The following is a 19,142-nucleotide window of genomic DNA, read 5'->3' as shown; positions in this document are numbered from 1 at the left end:
TGCAAGCATGGCGGCGGCCTTGTCAGGACACGCCAAACAGCCAAAATATCATAATTTCAGATTGCCGCCGATGCAAGGCGGCGCCCGGTGCGGCGCGATCCCGCCCAACTGCCTGATCAGATTGAAGAAGAACGCGACAATGCCGCGGCATCGACGGAGAAAGCCCGTGAACTGCACTTCGGCATCGTTCAGAAATGGCGGGTTTATGGGAACGAAAATTTGCGGCAGATGCTCTTGAACGTGCCGTTGCGCCGGATTGGTGGACAGGCTGGGGAGGAACCATCGGCCGTTCGCCGGCTCACATAGCCGCTGCGCCACCCAGCTTCCGCCGAGACGGAGAGGCTGAATGACGCAGCGGAGCAAAGTGCAAATCCGTTTCGGGTGCAGCCTTAAAACTTCACGTCGAAATTCGCACCGAAAGTGCGCGGCTCTCCGAGGCGATAATAGTCATATCCCAAGCCGCTCAAATCGATGCCATATCTTCTATAATAGGTATTGAAGATATTTTTCACCCAGACGCCCACGCCATATTTTCCATCCGCAAAACGGTAGTTCAGATGGCTATTGAACAGTCCATAGCCCTTTTGCGAAATTCGCTTGTTGTTGAGCAGATCATAATATTGCCTTGAATTGTAGTTGGCATTGACGCCCCATTCGAGACTGCCGTTGTCACTGTCCAACACCGTCCAGTCAAAGCCGCCGGAAACGCTGACCGTTGGCGCATTCGAAAGGCGGTTGCCGACGAGCGAATTTCCGCCCACCACCCCTTCCTTGATCTTCGTGTCCAGCAGGCCCAGTCCCGCGTTCAGCCGCAGGCCATCGACGGGGCGCGCGGTGAACTCGAGTTCGGCACCCATCACGCGCGATTTCGGAAGATTGACGAGACTTTGCACCTGCGTAACGGGATCGGTGCTGAGCGCCTGCTGATTGCGATAATCATAATAGAATATCGCGCCGTTCAGCGTGACCGCGCGATCGAGGAACTGGCTCTTGAAACCCACCTCATAGGCGTTGACGGTCTCCGCCTTGGCAACATTGAGCTCGTCGGGCACAAAATAGGCCTGAGCGTTGAAGGCATTCGCCCGATAGCCACGGCTGAAGCTTGCATAAATCAGGTCGCCGTCCGCGGTCTTGAAATCGATGCCCACCTTGCCCGTGACGGTGCTTTTGCGAAAACTCCGGCCAGTCGTCGCATCCAGATCGCTCGGATCATCACCGGGGATGGTATTGGCAAGAACAACGCCGTCCGAGCCCAGCACCTGGCCGACGAAGTCAGAAACCCGGCCGGTGTCCCGCGTGAAACGCAAACCGCCGCGCAAGATGACATTGTCCGACAGCTTGAAGTTCAGATCGCTGTATACCGCAGCGGTCTTTTTGACCTGCCTGAACGTATTCCGATAGGTGCATCCCAGGAGACCGCCGGAATTCGGATCGCTGCAATCGTCGGAATTGAGCAAGCCGTCGCCATTCACGTCGAGATCGTTATAGTATCTGATTTCGTTGAAGTTGTTCAGGCTCTCTCGATTATAATAGGCGCCGAGAATGAAATTGAACGGCCCGCTATAATCGCTGCTGATGCGAAGATCCTGCGCGAACTGCCGGCCCTTCGCGGCAAACGGATCCTCGACCACCCTGAGCGGACTGCCGTCGCCGTCGTCCGGAACGAAAAGCTTGCCATAATCATAGGAGGTGATCGACGTGACGGTCAGGCCGTCGGTCATCTGCCAATTGCCGGTCAGCGACGCGCTGTAGGTCCGGGCCCTATGCCGCTCGACGAAGTTGGTCTCCGTTTCCCGGCGGCCGATGCCGGTCCTGAAATAGCTCGTCCCCTGGCCGAACAGTTCATAGACGCCCGCGCCGACCCCAAGCGGGCCGGGATCGCCATAGACCGCGGCTTCATAGGGATTGATCAGGCTCGTCGACAGGCGCAGCGTGAAGTCCACCTTGTCGCTGGGCTTGAACAGGAGCGACCCGCGAATGCCATATTGGCGCACGCCGCTGGGGTTCGCCTTGCCTGGCGCCTGGCTCTTGAACCATCCATCGGCGCGCGAGAAGGTGAAGGCGACGCGCGCGGCGAGCGTGTCGGTCAGACCGGTCTGCACCGCGCCATCGACATCGTATCGGTTATAATTGCCATAGCCCAGTTTCAGATAGCCTTCGGTGTCGAAGTCGGGCTTGCGGCTGATGAAGTTGATCGCGCCGCCCGTCGTGTTCTTGCCGTAAAGCGTTCCCTGCGGCCCGCGCAGGACCTCGACACGCTCCAGATCGTACAGCCCCAGGCCGAGAAACGGGAAGCTGCCCTTGTAGACTTCATCATAATAGGCGGCGACCGGCCCCTGCTGGTTGAAGCTGAAATCGCTCATCGAGATGCCGCGGAGCGAGAATACCGGCGTGCTCTCGCCGGCCACAGTCGCAGCCTGGAGATTGGGAACCGACCTCACAAGATCGCTGGCTTGCTGGATGCGCTGGTTGGCCAGCGTGTCGCCGCCGATCGCGGTAATCGAAACCGGGACGTCCTGCAGCCGCTCCGATCGCCGCTGCGCGGTGACGACGATATCGCCGCCATCGCTTTGCGCCTGCTCCGCGGGCGTCGCGTCCTGAGCCATGGACGTGTCGGCGAAAGCTAATGTGCAAGCCCCGAACAGCAAAATGGAACCTAATTTAATCATGACTTCCTCCCTATTCATGCATGCCGGGGATTTCATCCTCTCAGCATCAAATTGTACCCTCTGCAAATTCTCAACTATGCATCGATAATAGGCGCAGAAACTTATTCGATCGCGCCCGTACCCGGCACCCGATCAAAGGACGGCTTCTTTATTTTTATCCATACAGTATCTCTAGGAAGAGATACGGATACGCACCCTATGGTGGACTGTTTTTATACATCAAGGCCGCGCCTTTCGATTTCGCCCCGCATCATAGGCATCCCAGGCATTGTTGATCATATAAGCCTGCAGCGCCTGGAGATCGTCGTCCGAGAGATAGGAGAAGCGGGGCATTCCGGTTTGATTCAGCAGTCCATCGCGAACGATCTCCTTGAACAGACCGTGACGCGCCTCGTCGGTCCGGTGGAGGTCGGGCGCGGTGCCGCCGCCATTGACCATGCCGAGGCCATGACACACCTCACAGCCGGCAGCGTTGTACAGGCCCATGCCCTGGATGGAGAGCGCCTTGCTGAAGCGGGGCAGCGGCGGCTTGGGAACCGGAGGCAGCTTGGGATTGGCTGGCAGGACCTGCTTCCCGCCAAGCTTGAACGCCAGGATGCGTGACGGCGCCTGGCGGCAATCCTCGCACGATGAGTCCTGGGGCGAGGACACACCCGTTCCCGAAGAATTCGCATTGCCAAATGGCAGCAGGATATATTGCTCGCCGTCCCGAATGACGGTGCTGGGCGCGCCCTGCAACGAACCGCCAAGATATTTCGACCATAACAGCTTCCCGGTATCGGCCGCACGTGCCTGGAAATAACCGTCGCCAGTGCCTTCGAAGACCAGGTTGCCCGCCGTGGACAGGACGCCGCCGTTGTAGACCATCTTGTGCGTCACCTGCCAGCGGATCTCCTGCGTGACCGGGTCGATCGCCACCAAAGAGCCACTCAGTGGATGCTTCGGATCATTGCGGTTGAAGTCGAAAATCACGCCTCCGACAGAGGCGTCGTCCCGCGTCGCGATGTGAAAGGTGCCGTTACCGACCGGAATATAGATCAAGCCCGTTTTGGGGCTGAAAGACATCGGTTGCCAGACATGCGAGCCCAGGATCATCGGAGCAATCAGCGCCCCTTCCGAACCCTTCTCCCAATAATTGGCTTCCCCCGTCAGGATGGGCACGCCCTTGGCGTCGAAACCCTTCGCCCAATTGACCTCGGTCGTCTTGATCCCCGAAATGAATTCGCCGGTCTTGGCGTCCAGCGTGATCAGAAAGCCATGTTTGGGCGCGTTCATCAGCACGCGGCGCTTCTGGCCGTCGATGGTGAGATCGGTCACGATCGACTGGAAGGCTTCCCAGTTCCAGCCGTCGTTCGGCGCCAGCTTGTAATGCCAGACATATTCGCCGGTGTCGGCGTTCAGCGCGACGATCGAGCCCGCGAACAACTCATCGCCTGCTCCCTTGCCGCGACCGGTCGGCGACCAGGGTCCGGCTCCGGAGGTGGACACATACAGAAGGTTCAAAGCGGGGTCGTAGGTCATCCCGCCATAGGCGCCGCCGCAGCCCACCTGCTGCGTGGGCTGACCCCATGTCTTGGCCGCCATTTCGTGCGCCGGGGACTCCTGCCCTCCAGCCGGCTCCTCCGGGAATTGGGGCACCACGTGGAAGCGCCATTTCTCTTCGCCGGTCTTCTGGTCCAGGGCGTTGACGAAGCCTCGCCTGCCGCCGATGTCCATGCAGCTGTTGCCCGTGAACACGAGGCCCGCGCCCACCTGCGGTGCGCCGGTCTGCGTGAAACCCCCGGTCTTGTCGCAGGTCAGCTTGTCCCAGTTCTTCTTGCCCGTGACCTTGTCGAGCGCAATCAACCGGCAATCGGGCGTGGAAATGAAGACCTGGTCCCCCTCGAGCGCCAGACCGCGCTGAAACCGGGCGCCCATGAACGCGGTCAGCGCGGCCCCGGTGAAATTGGGTTCCGGATCGAACTCCCACAGGAGCTTGCCTTCGAGGCTTACGGCAAAGACGCGTCCGCCCGCTGCGCTCTGATATGCCACGCCGTCGGCCACCAAGATGTTGCCGACCGGCCCGTCCTTGGTGGGGAGGTCCACGCTCCAGGCGAGGCCGAGGCTCGACACATTCTTGTCGTTGATCTGATCGATCGGGCTATGGAAAAGCTGGCCGGGGCCATTCCCCATGAGCCGCCATTCGGCGGCGTCGGGTGCCTCGACGGACTGATCGGTCGTGTCGGCTCCGGCGTTAGCCGACAGCGTCAATGCGGCGGCAGCCATACCGGCGATCGTGACGCCGAGCGTGAGTCTCGCGAAGTTCCGGCGTTTCCACAACATGAGACATTCCTTCACTTCAATCAGGAGGTATCGACGAACCCAATATTCGGGCTGCCGACAACGGCCGCCCGGGATCCGAATTCGCTATTTCGCTTTCTTCTTCTTGTTCGTCTGCTCCCGGTCATGTGCGTCCCAGGCGCTGTTGACGAGATGAGCGTAGAGCGCCGCGGCATCGTCGTCGGTAACGCCCTTGAACTGCGGCATCCCGTTCGCCCGCAGCGCGCCCTGCTGAACCACAAGCTTCAGGAAATCGAGGTTGGCCGGCGGGGTCCGGTTGAGGTTCGGCACCGCGCCGCCAACAGAAGCGCCCCCATCGGTGCCGTGACAAACGTCGCAGCCCAGGCCCTCGAACAGGGCCGCGCCCCTTGCCGCCAGCGCCACCGACTGCCGCTGCGCGGAAGGGACGGGTGTTGCCTCGGGCTTGGCGAGCGGCGGATAGGGAGCCGTGCCACCGATCTTGAAAGCCAGAAGGCGCGGCGGGGTACGGCTTTCGGGCGTGGAATTATATCGATAGACTAACGAGGCCGAGATGGACGCCGCGCCATTGCCGGTCGGGACCACGATATATTGCTCGCCATTGAGCATCACCGACGCAGGCGCGCCGCGTATCGCACCGCCGGTCTGGCGGCTCCACACGATCTTGCCCGTCTCATCGTCGAAAGCGACGAGCCTGCCATCCGCGAGACCCTGGAAGACAAGGCCGCCCGACGTGTGAAGCAGTCCGCCGTTCATCGGCAGGGTCGAAGTGGTCGTCCGCCACTTGATCACATTTTTGGCCAGATCGATGGCGACGACTTCGCCGCGGGTTTTGACCCTGGATTCCGGGCGGTCGCCATAATACCAGTCAACGGCCAGTCCACCCACAAGGGCGCCCGGTTGCACCTTGTAGGTCGCGGGCATGACCATGGTGGGAACGTAGACGGTGCTCGTCTCGGGATTGAACGCCAGCGCCTCCCAGCCATGAGACCCGAGACCGCTCGGCAGGATCATGGTTTCCTGCCCCGGGCGTTCCCAGTAATTCGCATCTGGAATCGTGATCGGACGCCCATCCCGGTCGAGCCCTTTTGCCCAGGTCATCTCGACATATTTATTGCCCTTCAGGAACTTGCCGGTTTCGGCGTCGTAGACATAGGCAAATCCCTGCTTCGGCACCGATACGATCGTGTGACGGAGCTTCCCCTCCACCGGCAGCTCGGCGATCATCAGACCCACGGCCGGTTCATAATTCCAGGCATCGTGCGGCACCTGCTTATGGTGCCACTTATATTTGCCGGTGCGGACATCGAGTGCGACGACCGAATTGGTAAACAGCTCATCGCCCGCATCGCTGGCCCGGGCGGCCGGGCTGGCCGGCGAGGGACCGCCCACCCCGATAACCAGTTGGTCCAGCTTCTCGTCATAGACCATGGCATCCCACACATTGCCGCAGCCATGTGTCTTGCCATACCAATCGGTTCCCCAGCTCTTGGCGAGATCCTGATAGAAGGGATCCTTCTCCGTCGCCGGGTCGCCGGGCACCGTGTAAAACCGCCACCGATGCTTGCCGGTATCTGCGTCGAACGCATCGACGAAGCCCCGCGTTTCTCCGGAATCGGCGCAGGTATTACCGGTGAACACCATTCCGCCGCCGACGCGCGGAGCCGCCAATATGCCATATTGCTGACTGGCGTCGCAGCTTTGCGCTTCCCAGCGCTTCTTGCCGGTCTTCTGGTCGAGCGCCACCAGGCGGCAGTCGCCGGTCGCGAGGATCGCCAGATTCTTGTGGAGTGCCAATCCGCGGTTCGCTTGCCGGGCGATGTTGCTCGACAGCGACGCCGTCATGGCTGATTGTTCCGGATAGTCGGCCGTAAACTGCCACAGCAGCTTGCCCGTCTTGAGATCGTTGGCGAATGCCTGTCCGCCGGGGCCGGCCTGGAATATGACCCCGTCCTTGATCAGCGGATTGCCGACGAGCCCGTAGCTTGTCGGCATCTCCACCGACCAGGCAAGGCCGAGCTTGCCGACCGTATCCTTGTTGATCTGCGTGATTTCGGCATGGTGCTGAACCCGATCGCCGTTCCCGATCACGGACCAGTCGCTATTCTCCGGATCATGCGAGTTCGAACCGCAGGATGACAGCAAGACCGAGAGGATCACCAGGTAAAAAGATGCGAACTTCACGTTACCTCACCCCATCCTTTAAGCCTTCGGCATGGCACGGTTCGGCTGACAAGATGGTCGTCCGGCAGGTCAGCGCAGCTGAGGATAATTCGGCGACCGATACGGCTCGCCCGGCGTCAGCGAGGGATCGTTGAGATCGCTGATGTCATACTCATAGTCGCACCCCTCCGTCGGCAGCGGCCGATAAAAGAGCTTGTCGCCATGGAACCGGTATACGAGCGTATGACGCTCGGGGCAGTCTGGCGTGGTGGGAGCGCCGCCGTGCAAGATTCCGGAATGGAACACCAGCGCGTCGCCGGGCTCCACCTCCCAGGTGATCACATCCCAGGACGACGGATCTTTCGCACGATCGGCCTCGATCTCCGGCAGCCGGGGCCAGTCGCAATTGAGCCATAGCGGCTTTGTGGGATCGCTCGGGTCGTTGTAGGACGAGCCATTATACTGAATAGCCGTGTGGGACCCCCGGACGAATTCGAGTGAATTCTTGCGGGGCACCTTTTCGAAGCTGGTCCAGATATTGAGCAGTTGCGGTCCGTTCATCGGAACATAGGACGTGTCCTGATGCCAGGGCGATCGGCCACCGCTGTTGCCCTTTTTGATGAACAGCTCCTCGCCGACGAACCACACATGTTCGGAGTCCCACAGCGAGGCCGCAAAGTCGTCGAGCCCCAGATCCTTGATCGTCGCGCGATGCACCTCGCCATTTTCGGGATTGCCATAGTCGTTGAACAACTCGTCCGGCGTCCCCTCACCGACCAGCGCGTGCTGCGGACCGGGATGGGCGAGCCCATAGTCGAACGCTTCGCGCATCCGCCGAAGATGCTCCTGTGAGAACAGGCCGCGGACCACGATGGCGCCGTCAGCAGCCAAGTCCCGCTTCATCTCGTCGGTTACCTTCATCGATCCCTCCACTTGCATCTTCCGGCTCCATCTGACGACAGATGTAGCGATCGCGCGCTTTATTGGAATGCCTGTTATTATAACTCGCATGACCCACAAATGATATGGCTTGAGGCGCAACATTTATGGCTTCGCGCGCAAATTTACGCCGGCGTGACACTCTGGTTGCAAACATGTGCCAATGGGGCCGGGGCGTTTTGCAGGGGCAGGCGCCATATCTCCGGACCATCCCGGGAAATCATGCACGCCGCCCCGACACATTCGCCGGAACTCACGCCTTCACCTCAGGCATTTTCGAAACTTTCGGCGCCAACGGCACGACCGATGGCGAACGCCTTCTCGAGATGCCCCGCGCGGATCGCATCGTCCGGGCTCAAGCTGTCGAGCAGGAAATGCTTCCGAATTGTGGTCATCCCGCAATATTTGAAGATTCCCGTCTCGATCTGGGTGGTGAAAGCGACGTCATAGCCATGCTTTGCATAGCCCTCACTGTCGACGCCTCCCACGGCAAGCAGATGGACCGGAATATCGCGCATCGTGCCGGCGAGCTTGCCGTCCTCATACGCATAAGCCCACCCGTTGATGAATACCCGGTCGATCCATCCCTTGAGCACGGCCGGCATGGACCACCAGTAAAGGGGGAAGGCCAGCACCAGCGCGTCGGCCCGGTCAACCCGCGCCTGTTCCTGGAGCACATCGTCCGGCACCGGACCACGACCATGAAAGCTGTCATGGTCCGCCAGAAGCTCTCTCGGCTCGAACGCCTCCCCGACAAGATCGGCGATGTCGACTTTATGGCCGGCTTCCACCGCGCCCTTCGAAAAAGCCTCGGTAACGGCCCAGGTCAATGATGCGCGGTCGGGGTGCGCCACCACCACAAGCACATTCATCGATGGAATTTCATCGGCGCCGTCCATCACATTTTGCTTCATGATATCCATACAGTCGATCCTTTATACAGTTCACGGCGCGCGGAGCCGAGATTGCCCGCGTCGAATAAAATATGGGTCGGGTTTATGCCGTCGGGCCGGAGCCAGCGGCTTCGTCGCCTCGATGAGGCAGTATCTCCGCAAACCCGCCATCATCCATCGAGCCGATATAGGGATTGTCGATGGCCACGAGCCATGCGCCGTCCGGTTGCTTGCGCGAGACTTCGAGGGTGTGGAACGGCAAGGTGACGGCGGATCCATCAGGCCCGGTGGCCAGTATGCGGCCGCGGCACCGGGTCGTGGCGAGGTGGCCATCCCCGTGCATGACAGTCACGACTTCGTCGAAGATCGCTTTCGGCTTGATATCGGCGAGAGCCTGTAACTCGGCGCGGACCCCCTCGCGATCGGTGGTCGCTTCGCCGCTCGACAATATCATCGCCGCACCGGGTTCATAAAATGCAAGGGCAGTTGCAATGTCGCCGGCCTCGACAGCTTTCGAAATGAGAGGACCAAGCTCTTTCGGCGCTTGGGCGATCGCATGTTCGGTCATATTCTTCTCTCCCTGAGCCGACGGCCGGACGGCATGAGCGGTTTCCCGGTTGCCGCCTGCCGCCGCTATTGCGCGGTAAAGCCGCCATCGACGCGAAGGTCGGTGCCGGTGATCAAGCTGGCTTCGTCCGAAGCCAGGAACACCGCCGCCGTCGCGACCTGTTCAGGCTGGCCAATTCCGAGTGGTTGCACCGAGGCAGCCACTTTTTGAGCCTCCTCGTAGCCGCCAAGATGCTCGACGACGGACGAGCTCATCGGCGTGTCGATCCAGCCGGGGCAAACGACATTTGCGCGGATTCCATCCCGTGCATGTTCGAGCGCGACCGATTTTGTGAACATCAATACGCCGCCCTTCGAAGCGCAATAATGGGCATATTGCGGCTCTCCCACGAAGCTGTTGACCGATCCGATATTCACGATCGAGCCGCCTCCGGCCTTGAGCATTTCCGGGAGCGCATATTTGGTCGTCAGAAAGACGCCCTTGAGGTTGACGTCAATGACCCGGTCCCAATCCGCCTCGGTCATATCGATCACCGGGGATGCGATGAAGATTCCGGCATTGTTACAGAGAATATCCAGCTTGCCGAACCGCTCGACCGCCGCATCGACGAGTGCCTTGGCATCGGCGGCCTTCGACGAATCCGCCTGGATGGCGAAAGCGGCGCCTCCCGCCAATGCCTCAGTTTCCCGCAGTGCCGCCATATTGCGGCTCGTCGAAATGATCAGACGCGCGCCCTCCCTCGCGAAGGCGACAGCTATCGCCCTGCCTATGCCGGTCGCAGCGCCCGTCACGATTGCGACCTTGCCTTCCAGTCGACCTGCGCGCTCCAATTTCAAACTCCTCAACCGAACGATCGTTCGTAAGCCATCTATCAGGACGCCTGATTTTCGTCAAGCTTCCGCAATTTTGCTACATATATGCTAGGCATCGTCGCCACATCGATTCAAAAAACGAACGAACGATCATTCGGAAATCTTGACGTATGCGCAGGAAAAGGCGACAAATAGCTTCACCGGCGGCAACGGCGAAAAGATCGACCGACGTCGCCCTGCAACCAAGGACCCACATGAAAGCCGCCTCGCTACAGCACCGAAATTTGCAAAAGACGGAAAGCAATCCCGATCGGCCGGGCGGCGTCGCCGATCACTACCTTGCCCGATTCGAACTGGATGGGCTGCGCAATCTCGGCCGGGTCGGTTCCGACAATGGTACGCGGGAGCGGTTGCTCGTCGAGGCGGTCAACCTGTTCGCCGAACGCGGTTACGACGGCTGCTCGATGCGGGATCTCGCCAACGCCGCGGGTGTCGTAGCGGCATCGATCTACAGCCATTTCCGCTCGAAGCAGGAAATCCTCGTGGCCGCGCTGGATCACCTCCTCAGCGAATTTTACGTCCATACCTTTACGGGCCATACCAACCGCGACCCCCGCGAACTGCTCTTTGCCATATTGCGCCGGCATATCATCTGGTCCGCAACGCACCGGCAGATGGCAGCGGCTTACGAAACCCTCATCAACCCCGCGCTCATGAAGCGGGCACTCGATCCCCGGGAACTCGAAAGATTCACGGTGGCGTGCTCCGAATATGTCGCCATCATAAGAGAGTTGCTCGACGAGATTGCTGGCCCGGACCCTGAGGTCGATCGCCATACGCGTGCCCATGCGGTTTATGACATAGCGGATGGCGCCGCAGCCTGGTTCGAGCCTGACGGCCGCGTCACGCCCGAAGAACTCGCCGACCAGACCGCTATACTCATCGAGCGCATCATCGATCGCTGAATCCGTCCTGCGGCCGGGGACCAGCCGGGCTTACGACGCCAGTTTTATTCGAGCATTCTGGCTTTACAGCCAGAAGCGGCCCTGCGCGATGGCCTCGAGGTCTCTCGCGACCTCTCCGCGAATGAGCGCCAGATCCTCCACCATGGATCCCGTGGCCAGAATACGGACGAGCTTGCCGACGAATATCGATTGGGCGAGCATGCCGTCCATGGCACGCGGCTCCGCCATGATACGGCCGAGCATGCGCTGCCAGGCCCTGTACTGATCCTCGATCGCGCTCCAGATCATCGGGGTCAGTTCGCGCCGTCGATCGGCATCGATCCAGATGGCGTAAGTCGCCAGATTATTGCCGGCATATGCGCTTACCTCACGCACGAGGATCGTGGCGGTGCGGTCGATCAGGCGATCGACCGTGAGGTCCCCGCCGGAATCCGTAGCCGCGACGATCCGGTAACGGTCCTTCGACTGCGCGAAAAGCCGCTCCTGGGCAGCCGCGAGAAGACCGGCAATGGTTGGAAAATGATAAAAAGGACCGGCAGGCGTCAAGCCGGCATGAGCCGCCACCGACCGGAATGTGACGGAACCTGCGCCTTCCGAAATCAATAATTCCGTTGTCGCCTCGAGAATGCGCTCACGTGTCGCTGCGGATTTCCTGCTGATGCGCTCCGATCCGTCGGTTTCGCGATCATGCGGCTCCACATGCCAGGCCTCCAGCGGATCGGCCCCCTGATCGAGTACGGCTTCGACCTGCTTTTCGTCGAGCCCGGCTCCGATCACGATGAAGAGCAATCCTATCACCAGGTCGATACCCGATCTGGCAGCAGCTTCCGGTTCGGCAACCTTTGCGGCGCGCGCGATGCCGAGCCAAGCCGCGGCAATTTCATCGAACCACTGCCGCGCCAGTTGCAGGCTTGCAGGATGACGGTGAGCATCGAGCAGGATTTCCGCCCAGCAGGTCGTCCGCGAACGATCGCGCTGCGCGGCGTTGCGGACCAGGCGGATGGCCAGCCCCCTGAAGGCCTCCGGGCCGCCGCCTTCCACCTGCATCCGCGCGGCAGCGCGCTGAAACGCCTCGACATAGCCGTCGAGCGTCATTTTCGAAGCCGCGGCAAGAATGTCATCTTTGGTGTCGAAATGATAAGTGGTCGCCGCCAGGGAGACATTGGCCCGCTCCGCCACCAGCCGATGTGTAAGACCGGCAACGCCATGCGAGGCAATCACCTCGATGGCGGCCTCGGTGATAAGCGCGCGGCGCTCGAGGGAACGGCGCTGCTTGCCTCCTCGCACAGCCCGAACCGGAGCGAGATTTTCAGCAGCGAGCTCGGACAATTCTGTTTCGCCTGACATTATATCGCGAATAGCTTCCCGATGGCGCGCCCGGCAAGCCCGATCCATCCGACGTGCCGCCGCGATCTCGAAGCCCGGTCCGGACAAGCCGCAAGCCACGATCGCCGCGCTGCCCGGACGATCGATTGCCCAAAGCCGCGCGCAAGAATATTCAGAGCCGTCGCGTCAATTCAGGAACGACTGAAAAAAGGTCGCCAACGAGACCGATATCGGCAACCTGGAAGATCGGTGCATCTTCATCCTTGTTGATCGCAACGATGGTCTTGGAATCCTTCATGCCCGCAAGATGCTGGATCGCACCGGAAATCCCGACCGCAATATAGATTTCCGGAGCGACGATCTTGCCGGTCTGGCCGACCTGATAATCGTTCGGCACATAGCCTGCATCGACCGCGGCGCGGCTGGCTCCGACCGCCGCTCCGAGCTTGTCTGCAAGCGGTTCGATGATCGATTGGAAATTTTCGCTGTTTTGCAGCGCGCGACCGCCGGAGACGACAATCTTCGCCGAGGTGAGCTCGGGACGCTCGGACTTCGAAATCTCGGCGGCAATGAAGCTCGACAGGCCGGGGTCGCCAGCGCCCGACACCGCTTCGACCACGCCCGCACCGCCTTCGCGGGGGGCCTTGTCGAAAGCGGTGCCGCGCACGGTGATGACCATCTTCGTATCCGACGACCGCACCGTGGCGATCGCGTTGCCGGCATAAATCGGACGGGTGAAGGTGTCCGCGCTCTCCACCGACAGGATTTCCGAGATTTGCATGACATCGAGCAGCGCAGCAACGCGCGGCGCGATATTCTTGCCGTTGGCGGTGGCCGGCGCCAGGAAGGCGTCGTGATCGGCCATCAGGTCGACGACGAGCGGCGCGATATTCTCGGGCAGCGCGCGGCCATAAGCGGCACCTTCGGCGGCATGGACCTTGCCCACGCCTGCGATCTTCGCGGCCGCGGCCGCCACCGCGCCAATGCCTTCACCAGCGACCAGGAGATGGACTTCACCGAGCCTGGAAGCGGCCGTGACCGCCGCGAGGGTCGCGTCCTTGACCGTGCCGCCCTCATGCTCGACCCAAACAAGCGTCTTCATGCCGCGGCTCCCATTGCCTTGAGTTTTTCCACCAGCTCGTCGACGTCGGCCACCTTGATGCCCGCCGAACGCTTCGCCGGCTCGCAGACCTTCAGGGTCGTGAGACGGGGCGCGATATCGATGCCATAATCGGCCGGGACCTTTTGCGAGAGCGGCTTGGCCTTCGCCTTCATGATGTTCGGAAGCGAAGCATAGCGCGGCTCGTTGAGGCGAAGATCCGTCGTGATGATGGCCGGCATCTTGAGGTCGATCGTCTCCAGCCCGCCATCGACCTCACGGGTCACCCTGACCGTGTCGCCGGATATTTCGACCTTGCTGGCGAAAGTGCCCTGCCCCCAGCCCAGAAGGGCGGCGAGCATCTGGCCGGTCTGGTTGCAATCATCGTCGATCGCCTGCTTGCCCAGAATGACCAGGCCCGGCTGCTCTTCCCCGACGATCTTTGCCAACAGCTTGGCTACGCCCAGCGGTTCGACCTCCTCGTCGGTCTGGACGAGGATGGCACGGTCGGCGCCCATTGCGAGCGATGTACGCAGCGTTTCCTGCGCCTTCGCCGCGCCGATCGACACGGCCACGATTTCGGTGACAACGCCCTTTTCCTTGAGGCGAACGGCCTCTTCGACCGCAATCTCATCGAACGGGTTCATTGACATCTTTACGTTCGCCAGATCGACGCCCGTGCCATCCGCCTTCACCCGGGGCTTCACATTATAGTCCATGACCCGCTTCACGGGGACCAGCACACGCATCGCGATTCTCCAGCTATCCGTCGCCCAGGACGGTCATGATGAGCCATTCGGCCGCAAGCGCGGGGCTGTTCGCGCCCTCGATTTCGACCTTTACCGATATCCTCGAAAGCCAATGTCCGGGCTTCCGCTCTGTGCAGTCGAACAGATGGAATATGCCGCGAATGCGGCTGCCGACCTTGACCGGTGAAATAAACCGCACCGAATCGAAACCATAGTTGACGGACATCGTCGCCCCTTCGATGCGGGGGATGGTTTCGTAGGACATTGCGGAAAGCAGGGAGAGCGTCAGGAAGCCATGGGCAATCGTCGTGCCGAATATGGTTTGCGCGGCGCGTTCGGGATCCACATGGATGAACTGCTCAACATGGGTGCAGCGCGCGAATGCATCGATCTGATCCTGATCGACGGTCATCCAGGAGGAGGTCCCGACCGGATTTCCGGCGAGCGCCGCAAAATCCGGCAACGTCATCGCCGCCATCATCTCAAAGCACCTCGAACAGGCCGGCGGCCCCCATGCCGCCACCCACGCACATGGTGATGACGACATAGCGCACACCGCGCCGGCGCCCCTCGATCAGGGCATGCCCGACCATGCGGGCACCGGACATGCCATAGGGGTGGCCGATCGAGATCGCCCCGCCATTCACATTCAGACGGTCATCGGGAATGCCAAGCCTGTCCTGACAGTAAAGAACCTGGACGGCGAAGGCTTCATTGAGTTCCCAAAGGCCGATATCGGCCATCTTGAGTCCGAAGCGCTCAAGCAGCTTGGGGACCGCAAAAACGGGTCCGATCCCCATTTCATCGGGCTCCGTGCCTGCGACTGCCATACCCATATAACGGCCAAGAGGCCGGATGCCGCGACTTGCCGCGAGTTCCGCTTCCATCACGACGACAGCCGAAGCCCCGTCGGATAATTGGCTGGCATTGCCAGCGGTGATGACACCGCCGTCCACTACGGGCCTGAGGCTCGCCAGCCCTTCGGCCGACGTTTCCGGACGGTTGCCCTCGTCCTGGGTCAAGGTCACTTCGACGTATGAACTTTCGCCCGTCGCCTTGTCGACCACCAGCTTCTTCGCCGATACCGGAATGATTTCCTCGTGGAAGGCGCCCGCCGCCTGCGCTGCGGCCGTCCTGATCTGCGATTGCAGTGCATAGGCGTCCTGCCGCTCCCGGCTGACACCATAGCGCTTCGCGACAGTCTCGGCGGTTTGCAGCATCGGCATATAGATGTCGGGCGCAATCGCCTTCAGTTCCGGATCTTCATCGACCCGCAATTGCGGCGTCTGGACGAGCGAGATGGATTCGACGCCTCCCGCCACAATCACGTTCATGCGGTCGACGATCACCTGCTTGGCAGCGGTTGCGATGCTCATCAGGCCCGAAGAGCATTGGCGATCGAGGGATAGTCCTGGAACGCTGACGGGAAGGCCCGCACGAAGCGCCGTGGTGCGCCCGATCGTGTGCTGTCCGCCCTGAAGCAAGGAACTGCCGATGATGACATCGTCTATCTCGGCAGGATCGACGCCCGAGCGCTCTACGGCAGTGCGCACTGCATGCGCCGCAAGGGTGGGCGGCATCATGGCGTTGAAGGCGCCTCGATAAGCGCGGCCGATCGGGGTTCTGGCGGTTGCTACGATGACTGCGTCACGCATATGTCAGGCTCCCTGCATGGCCACGACGAAGCTGGCCTTTTCAAGTTCGAGCTGCCCTTGCTCGGCCCCGGAGGCGGGAACGCGTTCGCCGCCGCGATCGGAGATCGCCGGCCAGCCCAGAGCAATCTCGTCAGCGACCTCGTCGCCTGCGCCCAGATGAACGCCGCGGGTCAGTGTCACGAATGCCTGTTCATACGATCCTGCTCCGGCGCAAAGGATCGCCCGGGTGGGCGCCTCTTCAGCGACCAGCGCCAGCATTCCGGGACTCACGGCACCCGGCGCGAGCGCCTTCAGCATGGGCTCGGACATCAGTCCGTCGAGCATGCGGGTACCGGCGGTGGGGGCCAGGCAATTGACCCGGATGTCATATTTCGCGCCTTCGATCGCGAGCGTCTGCATCAGACCCACGAGCGCCATCTTGGCCGCGCCATAATTGGCCTGCCCGAAATTGCCGTAGAGGCCCGATGAGGAGGTGGTCATCACGATCCGGCCATAGGCCTGGGCTTTCATGGGGTCCCACACCGCCCTGGTGCAGTTGAACGCACCCATGAGATGAACGTCGACGACGGTCCGGAAATCCTCCAACGTCATTTTCGCGAAGCTGCGGTCGCGCAAGATCCCCGCATTGTTGACGAGAATATCGACGCGGCCCCAACGGGCGATCGCGGCAGCGACCATGGCCTCCACCGCTGCCGGATCCGTGACGGAGGCGCCATCGGCAAGGGCTTCGCCTCCCGCTTCCCGAATTTCCTCGGCCACTTTCTCGGCCGCGGTTCCGGACTGGCCTTCGCCGGACACGCTGCCGCCGAGATCGTTGACGACGACGCGGGCGCCCCGGCGAGCCAGCAACAAGGCATGTTCGCGCCCCAGGCCCCCTCCTGCTCCGGTCACAATCGCAACGCGGCCGGTAAGGTCGATCATGCAAATTCTCCTATCCGCGAAATCTGGCGCAATACTCCCCGAGCTGACGACACCAGCAGGCGCCAGGTCAGCCACACGAATCAAACGCAGGACCATGAATTCTTGACAGCCGTTTATGGGAGATTCTCTCCCCTCGTCAATCTTTTTTAGTTATATGTACCACTTTGTTGGAGCGGCCTGCCTGCGGACTGGTCCCCAGCTGCGCTCCGGCGCCGGCGGCGATGCCGCTAAACGGACCGGATAGGGAGGCGCTCGGCCTCGAAAACCACCGCGCCCGCGCCATGCGGCCCGACAGAGTAGCGCGCCGGGGGCAAGATGAGCGGATCGAAGCGGGAGGTGGAGACGGATGAAGGTCGTTACCCGGCAATTGATCGGTACCATGCGGCGGCGCCGGCCGCGATGTCGCGCGGCGGATCATTTATCACCGCGCTTGTCGTGGTATTGCCGTCGCCGAAATTCAACGGCTATAGCAAGTCCATGAAAGCGACCTTGAAACCCCTGACGACCGCCGCGCCCGATGCCCCGAACAAGGGCAAACCGAAGCCGGCTCGCGGCCGGGGGCGGCCTGTCGGCGATCGCACTGCGCAAAGGGCCAAGCTGCTGAAAGCCGTGATGGCTGTAATAGCGCAGGAAGGCTATATTGGCGCCTCGCTCCGCAAGGTTGCAACGTACGCCGGTTTCACGACGGGCGCGGTGTCCTATTATTTCGACAACAAGGAAGCGATGATCGTCGCCGCCGCCGAACATTTGTTCGATGAATTCGATGCGATGCTGCGCGCGATGCGCCGCTCGGCCGATCTCAGAGAGGGAATGGAACGCTGGCTGACATGGATGTCCGATACCGAACTGTGGCTCGCCAATGTCCAGCTCATCGCTTTCGCGGCGCAGGAGCCTCGCTGCGCCGAGGTCATTGCACGGCGCTACGCGCGATATCGCGAAAACTACACCATAATCATCAGAGCCTGGCAAAAATCCGGCAGCGTCCGCGACGATCTGCCCGCGGAAATTCTCACCGATCAGCTTTGCGCTATCACCGATGGCTGGATGTTGCTGCTGCCGATCGAGGCCGAGAGATTTTCCCCCCAGAATCTCCGGAAAATGACCGATGGCCTGATCAACTTGGTAGCTGCCCCGCCTCCATAGCGACGATATTAATGGGCTGCGAATGCCTCGTCGCCTTCGACCGCGTCCATATCATAAGCCACACCGGCACCCGGCCCACTGCTCGCGAACAAGGCGGTGTTCAGCAACGGGCTACCCCCGATGCCCCGCTGCCGCGCCGGGTATCAGTGTCCGCTACCGCTCAGCGCCTTGACGATATCGTCGGCCATCTTCTTGGCATCGCCGAGCAGCATCATCGTCTGGTCCATATAGAAAACGTCGTTGTCGACGCCGGCATAGCCGACCCCGCCCATCGAGCGCTTCACGAACAGCACAGTTTTGGCATTGGCGACGTCGAGGATCGGCATGCCATAGATCGGCGATGACTTGTCGGTCTTGGCCGCCGGGTTGGTCACGTCGTTCGCGCCGATCACGAAAGCGACGTCGGCCTGCGCAAACTCGCCGTTGATGTCCTCGAGCTCGAACACCTCGTCATAGGGCACGTTTGCCTCGGCGAGCAGGACGTTCATATGGCCGGGCATGCGCCCTGCGACCGGGTGGATCGCATATTTGACGTTCACGCCTTCCTTCTTCAGCTGGTCCGCCATTTCGCGCAGCGCGTGCTGCGCCTGCGCGACCGCCATACCGTATCCGGGGACGATGATGACATTCTCGGCCTGGCTCATCAGGAAGGCGGCGTCTTCGGCGCTGCCCGGTTTCCACGGACGTTGTTCCTTCGACCCGCCACCCGCGCCCGCTTCGGCATCGGCGCCAAAACCGCCCGCGATCACGCTGATGAAGCTGCGGTTCATCGCACGGCACATGATGTACGACAGGATCGCACCCGACGAGCCGACGAGCGCGCCGGTGATGATCATCGCGGTGTTGCCGAGCGTGAAGCCCATCGCCGCCGCGGCCCAGCCCGAATAGCTGTTGAGCATCGACACGACGACGGGCATGTCGGCGCCGCCGATCGGGATGATC

The 19,142-nt window shown here is 61.3% G+C and carries 17 protein-coding genes; 2 read left to right on the top strand and 15 right to left on the bottom strand.

Annotated elements, in window-relative coordinates; genetic code table 11:
• Positions 1-48: 48 nt before the first annotated feature.
• The 8 genes from VGU00_RS10965 to VGU00_RS10930 form a co-directional block, all read right to left on the bottom strand.
• Positions 49-318, bottom strand: coding sequence for a hypothetical protein (locus VGU00_RS10965; protein ID WP_327468400.1), 270 nt, complete (start codon positions 316-318; stop codon positions 49-51).
• A 71-nt stretch (positions 319-389) separates the two neighbouring features.
• Positions 390-2,735, bottom strand: coding sequence for a TonB-dependent receptor (locus tag VGU00_RS10960; protein ID WP_327468398.1), 2,346 nt, complete (start codon positions 2,733-2,735; stop codon positions 390-392).
• A gap of 153 nt (positions 2,736-2,888) precedes the next feature.
• Positions 2,889-4,991: a PQQ-binding-like beta-propeller repeat protein gene (locus VGU00_RS10955; RefSeq protein WP_327468396.1), complete on the bottom strand. Its 2,103-nt coding sequence runs from the start codon at positions 4,989-4,991 to the stop codon at positions 2,889-2,891.
• A gap of 84 nt (positions 4,992-5,075) precedes the next feature.
• Positions 5,076-7,151: a PQQ-binding-like beta-propeller repeat protein gene (locus VGU00_RS10950; protein WP_327468394.1), complete on the bottom strand. Its 2,076-nt coding sequence runs from the start codon at positions 7,149-7,151 to the stop codon at positions 5,076-5,078.
• A 69-nt stretch (positions 7,152-7,220) separates the two neighbouring features.
• Complete coding sequence (locus VGU00_RS10945; protein WP_327468392.1) at positions 7,221-8,051, bottom strand: phytanoyl-CoA dioxygenase family protein; 831 nt, start codon at positions 8,049-8,051, stop codon at positions 7,221-7,223.
• Positions 8,052-8,335: 284 nt separating this feature from the next.
• Positions 8,336-8,992, bottom strand: a complete 657-nt coding sequence (locus VGU00_RS10940; RefSeq protein WP_327468390.1) for an NAD(P)H-dependent oxidoreductase — start codon at positions 8,990-8,992, stop codon at positions 8,336-8,338.
• 73 nt (positions 8,993-9,065) lie between these two features.
• Positions 9,066-9,530, bottom strand: a complete 465-nt coding sequence (locus VGU00_RS10935) for a YybH family protein (RefSeq protein WP_327468388.1) — start codon at positions 9,528-9,530, stop codon at positions 9,066-9,068.
• Positions 9,531-9,595: 65 nt separating this feature from the next.
• Positions 9,596-10,360: a glucose 1-dehydrogenase gene (locus VGU00_RS10930; RefSeq protein ID WP_327468387.1), complete on the bottom strand. Its 765-nt coding sequence runs from the start codon at positions 10,358-10,360 to the stop codon at positions 9,596-9,598.
• Between the two features lie 236 nt (positions 10,361-10,596).
• Between VGU00_RS10930 and VGU00_RS10925 the strand changes: the two genes are divergently transcribed.
• Positions 10,597-11,307, top strand: a complete 711-nt coding sequence (locus tag VGU00_RS10925; protein WP_327468385.1) for a TetR/AcrR family transcriptional regulator — start codon at positions 10,597-10,599, stop codon at positions 11,305-11,307.
• A 63-nt stretch (positions 11,308-11,370) separates the two neighbouring features.
• On the opposite strand, the gene VGU00_RS10920 is transcribed toward VGU00_RS10925, so the two are convergent.
• From VGU00_RS10920 to VGU00_RS10895, 6 genes are all read right to left on the bottom strand, one after another.
• Positions 11,371-12,654, bottom strand: a complete 1,284-nt coding sequence (locus VGU00_RS10920) for a TetR/AcrR family transcriptional regulator (RefSeq protein ID WP_327468384.1) — start codon at positions 12,652-12,654, stop codon at positions 11,371-11,373.
• Positions 12,655-12,805: 151 nt separating this feature from the next.
• Positions 12,806-13,735 carry an electron transfer flavoprotein subunit alpha/FixB family protein gene (locus VGU00_RS10915; RefSeq protein ID WP_327468382.1) on the bottom strand — a complete coding sequence of 310 codons (930 nt, stop codon included), beginning with the start codon at positions 13,733-13,735 and terminating at the stop codon, positions 12,806-12,808.
• The gene (locus VGU00_RS10910; protein ID WP_327468380.1) at positions 13,732-14,481 is read right to left on the bottom strand and encodes an electron transfer flavoprotein subunit beta/FixA family protein; all 750 of its coding nucleotides are present in this window, start codon (positions 14,479-14,481) and stop codon (positions 13,732-13,734) included. Before VGU00_RS10910 ends, VGU00_RS10915 begins: the two co-directional genes overlap by 4 nt.
• Positions 14,482-14,494: 13 nt before the next feature.
• Positions 14,495-14,962 (bottom strand): MaoC family dehydratase, encoded by a 468-nt coding sequence (locus VGU00_RS10905; protein WP_327468378.1) that lies wholly within the window; start codon positions 14,960-14,962, stop codon positions 14,495-14,497.
• A 1-nt stretch (position 14,963) separates the two neighbouring features.
• The gene (locus VGU00_RS10900) at positions 14,964-16,136 is read right to left on the bottom strand and encodes an acetyl-CoA C-acyltransferase (RefSeq protein ID WP_327468376.1); all 1,173 of its coding nucleotides are present in this window, start codon (positions 16,134-16,136) and stop codon (positions 14,964-14,966) included.
• A gap of 3 nt (positions 16,137-16,139) precedes the next feature.
• Positions 16,140-17,057 carry an SDR family NAD(P)-dependent oxidoreductase gene (locus VGU00_RS10895; RefSeq protein WP_327468374.1) on the bottom strand — a complete coding sequence of 306 codons (918 nt, stop codon included), beginning with the start codon at positions 17,055-17,057 and terminating at the stop codon, positions 16,140-16,142.
• Between the two features lie 315 nt (positions 17,058-17,372).
• Here VGU00_RS10895 and VGU00_RS10890 point away from each other — a divergent pair, with 315 nt between their 5' ends.
• A complete protein-coding gene (locus VGU00_RS10890) occupies positions 17,373-18,200 on the top strand; it encodes a TetR/AcrR family transcriptional regulator (protein WP_327468372.1) in 828 nt (275 codons plus the stop codon).
• A 143-nt stretch (positions 18,201-18,343) separates the two neighbouring features.
• On the opposite strand, the gene VGU00_RS10885 is transcribed toward VGU00_RS10890, so the two are convergent.
• Positions 18,344-19,142: NAD(P)(+) transhydrogenase (Re/Si-specific) subunit beta (locus VGU00_RS10885; protein ID WP_327468370.1), on the bottom strand; the 799-nt coding region annotated here is incomplete at its 5' end.

It is taken from the genome of Sphingopyxis sp., assembly GCF_035944815.1.
Taxonomy (GTDB): domain Bacteria; phylum Pseudomonadota; class Alphaproteobacteria; order Sphingomonadales; family Sphingomonadaceae; genus Sphingopyxis.
The sequence above is the reverse complement of the archived record's forward strand: the minus strand, read 5'-3'. Positions and strand labels throughout refer to the sequence as shown.

Coding starts and splice junctions, on each gene's coding strand:
- VGU00_RS10940 (WP_327468390.1), bottom strand. CDS start 8,992: ATGGATATCATGAAGCAAAATGTGATGGACGGCGCCGATGAAATTCCA.
- VGU00_RS10905 (WP_327468378.1), bottom strand. CDS start 14,962: ATGATGGCGGCGATGACGTTGCCGGATTTTGCGGCGCTCGCCGGAAAT.
- VGU00_RS10935 (WP_327468388.1), bottom strand. CDS start 9,530: ATGACCGAACATGCGATCGCCCAAGCGCCGAAAGAGCTTGGTCCTCTC.
- VGU00_RS10895 (WP_327468374.1), bottom strand. CDS start 17,057: ATGATCGACCTTACCGGCCGCGTTGCGATTGTGACCGGAGCAGGAGGG.
- VGU00_RS10925 (WP_327468385.1), top strand. CDS start 10,597: ATGAAAGCCGCCTCGCTACAGCACCGAAATTTGCAAAAGACGGAAAGC.
- VGU00_RS10890 (WP_327468372.1), top strand. CDS start 17,373: ATGAGCGGATCGAAGCGGGAGGTGGAGACGGATGAAGGTCGTTACCCG.
- VGU00_RS10920 (WP_327468384.1), bottom strand. CDS start 12,654: ATGTCAGGCGAAACAGAATTGTCCGAGCTCGCTGCTGAAAATCTCGCT.
- VGU00_RS10945 (WP_327468392.1), bottom strand. CDS start 8,051: ATGAAGGTAACCGACGAGATGAAGCGGGACTTGGCTGCTGACGGCGCC.
- VGU00_RS10915 (WP_327468382.1), bottom strand. CDS start 13,735: ATGAAGACGCTTGTTTGGGTCGAGCATGAGGGCGGCACGGTCAAGGAC.
- VGU00_RS10900 (WP_327468376.1), bottom strand. CDS start 16,136: ATGCGTGACGCAGTCATCGTAGCAACCGCCAGAACCCCGATCGGCCGC.
- VGU00_RS10910 (WP_327468380.1), bottom strand. CDS start 14,481: ATGCGTGTGCTGGTCCCCGTGAAGCGGGTCATGGACTATAATGTGAAG.
- VGU00_RS10955 (WP_327468396.1), bottom strand. CDS start 4,991: ATGTTGTGGAAACGCCGGAACTTCGCGAGACTCACGCTCGGCGTCACG.